This is a genomic window from bacterium, from assembly GCA_021372515.1.
Lineage (GTDB): Bacteria > Gemmatimonadota > Glassbacteria > GWA2-58-10 > GWA2-58-10 > JAJFUG01.
On the sequence record JAJFUG010000141.1, the window covers coordinates 1 to 4,356 of the forward strand.

5 protein-coding genes are annotated in these 4,356 nt (G+C 66.3%); all 5 read left to right on the forward strand.

The features are described from left to right. The first annotated feature begins 56 nt into the window (after nt 1–56). Nucleotides 57–1,544 (forward strand): anthranilate synthase component I, encoded by a 1,488-nt coding sequence (trpE, locus tag LLH00_13445; protein MCE5272277.1) that lies wholly within the window; start codon nt 57–59, stop codon nt 1,542–1,544. Continuing rightward, nucleotides 1,541–2,110: an aminodeoxychorismate/anthranilate synthase component II gene (locus tag LLH00_13450; GenBank protein MCE5272278.1), complete on the forward strand. Its 570-nt coding sequence runs from the start codon at nt 1,541–1,543 to the stop codon at nt 2,108–2,110. Before trpE ends, LLH00_13450 begins: the two co-directional genes overlap by 4 nt. Then, a complete protein-coding gene (locus LLH00_13455; GenBank protein ID MCE5272279.1) occupies nt 2,107–2,736 on the forward strand; it encodes an LOG family protein in 630 nt (209 codons plus the stop codon). Before LLH00_13450 ends, LLH00_13455 begins: the two co-directional genes overlap by 4 nt. Then, the gene (trpD, locus tag LLH00_13460) at nt 2,733–3,764 is read left to right on the forward strand and encodes an anthranilate phosphoribosyltransferase (GenBank protein MCE5272280.1); all 1,032 of its coding nucleotides are present in this window, start codon (nt 2,733–2,735) and stop codon (nt 3,762–3,764) included. Before LLH00_13455 ends, trpD begins: the two co-directional genes overlap by 4 nt. Next, a partial coding sequence (locus LLH00_13465; protein MCE5272281.1) for an indole-3-glycerol phosphate synthase TrpC occupies nt 3,761–4,356 on the forward strand: 596 nt, incomplete at its 3' end. The genes trpD and LLH00_13465, both read left to right, overlap by 4 nt.

Here is a 4,356-nt window from a genome sequence, read left to right on the forward strand (position 1 = left end):
GCGGCCTTGCTCGTTTCAGGCGGCTTTCAAATTCAACCGGAACCGGAGACAACAACATGGAAAACAGCCTGCCCTCAAAGGAAGAGTTCATCCGGCGCGCCAGGCCTGGCCGCGTGGTTTCGGTGGCGGCCGAGCTCTACACCGACACCGATACCACGATCAGCGTGTTCAAGAAAATCTGCGAGCCCAGCGAGTACGCGTTCCTGCTCGAAAGTGTCGATATGGAGGAGAAAATAGGGCGCTACTCGTTCCTCGGCCTCAACCCGCGCACCACTTTCCGTGTCACCGGCCGCACGCTGGAGGTGACCACCGACGGCGCCGTGGAGCGTCTGGAGGGCGACCCGATCCGTCTGCTGAACGACTGGGTCAGCCGCTACCAGCCCGAGCCAGTGGCCGGCCTGCCACCGTTCCAGTGCGGCCTGGTCGGCTATTTCGGCTACGACACGATCCGCTGGTTCGAGGACATCCCCAGCACCAAGCCCAACCCGCTCGAGCTTCCCGACTGTTTCCTGATGGTCGCCGACCGTCTGATCGTGTTCGACCATGTAAAGCACACGGTGACTGTGGTGGTGAGCATGTTCGTCGAGGAGGGCGATGACCCCGCGGCGCTGTACGAGACGGCCCAGGAACGTATCGCCTGGATCATGCGCCGCATGGGCGAGATCGTGCTCGTGCCGCAGCAGCTCAAGCAGGCCCCCGGCGCGCCCGGCATCCAGCCGGACAGCAACACCACCTCCGATGAGTTCGAGGCGATGGTGCTCAAGGCCAAGGAGTACATCCACAAGGGCGACATTTTCCAAGTGGTGCTGAGCCAGCGTTTCTCCACCGGCATCCAGGGTGACCCGTTCAACGTGTTCCGGGCCCTGCGCCGCGTGAACCCCTCGCCCTACATGTTCTACCTGAAGCTGGGGGAGCTGAAAGTCGCCGGGTCCTCGCCCGAGGTGCTGGTGCGGGCGCAAAATGGAGTTGCGGTCACCCGTCCCCTGGCCGGCACCCGTCCCCGCGGAGCCACCCCCGAGGAAGACCGCGCCCTGGAGACCGAACTCCTGGCCGACCCCAAAGAGCGTGCCGAGCACGTGATGCTGGTCGACCTGGGGCGCAACGACCTGGGACGGATCTGCCGCTACGGCAGCGTGCACGTGACCGAGCAGATGGCAGTGGAGCGCTACTCGCATGTCATGCATATCGTGAGCAACGTCGAGGGTGAGTTGGTCCCCGGCGCCGCGGCCCTGGATGTGCTGGGGGCGTGTTTCCCGGCCGGCACGGTCAGCGGCGCGCCCAAGGTGCGGGCCATGGAGATCATAGACGAGCTGGAGAAAGAGACCCGCGGCATCTACGCCGGAGCGGTGGGCTACATCGATTTCTCGGGCAACCTCGATTTCTGCATCGCCATCCGGACCATCGTGATCAAGGGCCAGACCGCCTACCTCCAGGCCGGGGCCGGGATAGTGGCCGACTCCGACCCCAAGAGCGAGTACCGTGAGACGATCAACAAGTCCCGCGCCCTGCTGCGGGCCATCGAGCAGACACAGGAGCCGCTATGATCCTCGTCATTGACAACTACGATTCGTTTACCTATAATCTCGTCCAGTACCTGGGCGAACTCGGCGCCGAACTCACCGTCCACCGCAACGACAGGATCACGGTCGATCAGGTCGAGGCGCTGGCTCCGGGGGGTATTGTCATTTCTCCGGGCCCGGGCACGCCGGAAGACGCGGGCATCTCGCTCGAGCTGCTGCGCCGCCTGGGGCCGCGCATCCCCGTGCTGGGGGTCTGCCTGGGCCACCAGGCGATCGGCCAGGCTTTCGGGGGACGGGTGATCGGAGCGCCCACGCTGATGCACGGCAAGACCAGTCTGGTGAGCCATGACGGCTCCCCGCTGTACGAGGGCCTCTCCAACCCGTTCGAGGCCACGCGCTACCACAGCCTGGTGGTCGAGCGCGAAACCCTCCCCGACTGCCTGAGCGTCACCTCCTGGACCGCGGACGGGATAATCATGGGTCTGCGGCACAGGCAGCACCCGGTCGAGGGCATCCAGTTCCACCCCGAATCGATCCTGACTTTCGAGGGCAAGAAAATGTTGGCCAATTTCCTGAAAAGGCTAAAATGATAAAGGATTTCAGTGAATACAAGCGCAAGTGCGGTCCGGCCAGGGCGCCCTGGGTCTGCGTGTTCGGTACGTCGGACGCGGGCGACACGCCCAGCGTGGCCGCCGCCAGGCGGCTGGGCGCAGCCCTCGCCCGCGCGGGCTGTGTGGTCGTCACCGGCGGCTACGGCGCGGCCATGGAAGCCGCCAACCGCGGTGCACACGAGGCGGGGGGCCTGAGCGTGGGCGTGACCTGCCGCATGTTCACCCGCGAGCCCAATCCCTTCCTGGACGAGGTCGTGCCCACCAACGACCTGATCGAACGTATGACCACGCTGATCGGCCTGGGGGACGCCTACGTGGCGGGTAAGGGCGGCACCGGCACCCTGGCCGAGATCGCCCTGGCCTGGGAGTTCATCAACAAGCGGCTCATCTCGCCCCGTCCGCTCGTGCTCTGCGGCGGGTTCTGGGACGCCCTGCCGGCCCTGATGAAAAACGCCGGCGCGCACCCGGGGGTGAGCCTGGGACGGGCCGGCGACTCGATCCTCACCGCAGCCGATGAAAACGAGACTGTTCTCCTGATACGAGATTTTTACGACCGTCTCAAACGCGAGGCTGACACCGGCCCGGAGGAAGGAGCACCGCGATGATCCTGGATGCTCTCAGGCTGGTGGTGGAGCGCCGCGACCTCGATTCCACCACCGCCGAAACGGTCATGACCGAAATCATGGAGGGCCAGGCCGCGCCTACCCAGGTGGCGGCCTTTATCACCGCCCTGCGCATGAAAGGCGAGACCACCGATGAGATCGCCGCCTTTGTCAAGGTGATGCGGGCCAAGGTGCAGCCGGTGGTGTCGAAAGTCCATCCCGTGGTCCTCGACACCTGCGGCACGGGCGGTGACGGCAGCGGGACGTTCAACATCTCCACCGCAGTGGCTTTCGTGGCCGCGGGCGCGGGGGCGCCGGTGGCCAAGCACGGCAACCGCTCGGTCTCCAGCCGCTGCGGCAGCGCGGATGTGCTGCGCCAGCTCGGGGTGAATGTCGAGGCCGCGCCGGAGACAGTCGCGCGCTGCCTGGATGAGGCTGGGATATGTTTCATCTTCGCCCCGCTGTTCCACCCGGCCATGAAACACGCCATCGGCCCGCGGCGCGAAATCGGCATCCGCACGGTGTTCAACGTCCTGGGGCCCCTGACCAACCCGGCCGGCGCAGTCTGCCAGCTCCTGGGGGTTTACGACTCCGAGCTCACCGTGCGCCTGGCCGAGGTCCTGGCCAAGCTGGGCAGCCGCAAGGCCTATGTGGTCCATGGTCACGGCGGCCTGGACGAACTCTCCCTGAGCGGCCCCAGCCGGGTGGCCTGCCTGGAGAACGGGCGGGTGCGGCAGTTCAGCCTGGAGCCGTCCGGGCTGGGTCTCGCGCTCTGTCCGCCCGAGGCGATCCGGGGCGGCGAGGCCGGAGAGAACGCCCGGATCGTCCTGGAGGTGCTGGAGGGACAGGCAGGGCCGCGGCGGGAGGTGGTGCTGCTCAACGCCGCCGCCGCGATCAGCGCGTTCAACGAGGGAATGGACTTGCGAGATGGCCTGGAGCTGGCCGCGCGCTCGATTGACAGCGGCGCGGCGCGCGACAAGCTGGCCCTGCTTGTCCGCCTGAGCCAGACAGAACAGGAAAGCCCGAAATGAGTATCCTGGATGAAATAGTCGCCTACAAGCGGGCCGAGCTGGATGAGAGCATGACCCGCCGCCCGCTGAGCGAGATCAAGGCCGCCCTGGCCGACTGTCCGCCGGATGCGCCGGGACGGTTCGAGCGGGCGCTGCTGGCTGCCGCCTCCCCGGTAGCGCTGATCGCGGAGATCAAGAAAGCCAGCCCATCCAAGGGCCTAATCCGCGAGGATTTCCAGCCCGCCCTCCTGGCCTGTCAGTATGTCGACGGCGGAGCGGCCGCGCTGAGCGTGCTCACGGACAGGAAATATTTCCAGGGCGACCCGGACTTTCTGGTCCAGGCACGCGAGGCCGTGGACATTCCGGTGCTGCGCAAGGATTTCATCCTCTCCGAGTATCAGGTCTTCGAGTCGGCCCTGCTGGGCGCGGACTGTATCCTTCTGATCGCCGCGGCGCTGGATGATCCGTTACTGTCCGGTCTGTACCAGTTGGCTGGCAGTCTGGGGCTGGATGTGCTGGTCGAGGTGCACGACGAGGCCGAGGCCGCGCGGGTCGCCCGGACCGGGGCGCGGATCGTGGGAGTCAACAACCGCGACCTGGGCACGTTCCAGGT